This is a genomic window from Massilia mucilaginosa (genome assembly GCF_011682145.1).
Classification (GTDB): Bacteria; Pseudomonadota; Gammaproteobacteria; order Burkholderiales; family Burkholderiaceae_D; genus Telluria_A; species Telluria_A mucilaginosa.
Map to the genome: position 1 here is coordinate 1 of NZ_WHJH01000174.1, position 778 is coordinate 778.

The 778-nt window shown below is 57.8% G+C and carries 2 protein-coding genes; one reads left to right on the plus strand and one right to left on the minus strand.

What is annotated here, in order from left to right; all coding sequences use genetic code 11:
• Window positions 1–148: 148 nt before the first annotated feature.
• Window positions 149–490, minus strand: a complete 342-nt coding sequence (locus tag F2P45_RS34340; protein WP_223164917.1) for a helix-turn-helix domain-containing protein — start codon at window positions 488–490, stop codon at window positions 149–151.
• A 133-nt stretch (window positions 491–623) separates the two neighbouring features.
• On the opposite strand from F2P45_RS34340, the gene F2P45_RS34345 reads away from it, so the two are divergent.
• Window positions 624–778 (plus strand): CHC2 zinc finger domain-containing protein (locus F2P45_RS34345; RefSeq protein WP_223164918.1); only part of this gene is annotated, 155 nt, incomplete at its 3' end.

Below are 778 nucleotides of genomic sequence, written 5' to 3' on the forward strand. Positions count from 1 at the left end.
ACGGTGCCAGGTCTGACATTCGGACACAGCCTCATCAGCTATGTGCTAACCGATTGCTTCTGTAATGAATGAAAAAAGCCGTCCCCAACCCTGGCTATGCGCGTAGGGTGCGGGGTACGGCTCTTTTTTTAGCGGCTAAAGAATCGCGCTAACTGCTCAAATTGCCCATCATCTGCTTGGTCTGATACTTGATGATCATCCCGTCAAGCAGGGCCTTGATGATGCGGCGTTCTTCCTCCGGCATGTGACTGACCGCCTCGAACTGCAGGGCCATGTCGTCCGACGGCCCGCGCTCGGCCTCGTCGAACACCAAGGTGTCCAGACTCAGGTGCAGCGCCTTTGCCAGCCGCACCAGGGCTTCCAGGGTCGGCTGCGCCGTGCCCGCCTCGTAGCGCTTGATCTGGTTCACGTGAATCTGCGCGGCGTCGGCCAGGGCCTGCTGCGTGAAGCTCTGGGCCTTGCGGAACTGGATAAGGCGGGTAGCGAACATGGGAGATAACGAAAAGACGATAGTGCCCATACTGTACCCCCTGGTATCTTAAAAGGTGCGAACAAGGCCATTATACGATACAATAAAAGTACCGCAAAAGGGTCTTGACAGCTTTTTAGAGAAAGAGGGATTTATGCCCCGCATCCCCGAGGCCGACATCGAGCGGCTAAAGAATGAAGTGGCGGTCGAGCGCCTGGTCGAGTCGGCCGGCATCGCCCTGAAAAAGTCCGGCAAGGACCGCATCGGCGTGTGCCCCTTCCACGAGGACAGCGAGCCGTCGCTGGTGGT

Bases quoted from the DNA above. Each gene is read 5' to 3' on its own strand.
- F2P45_RS34340 (WP_223164917.1), bottom strand. From the start codon at position 490: ATGTTCGCTACCCGCCTTATCCAGTTCCGCAAGGCCCAGAGCTTCACG.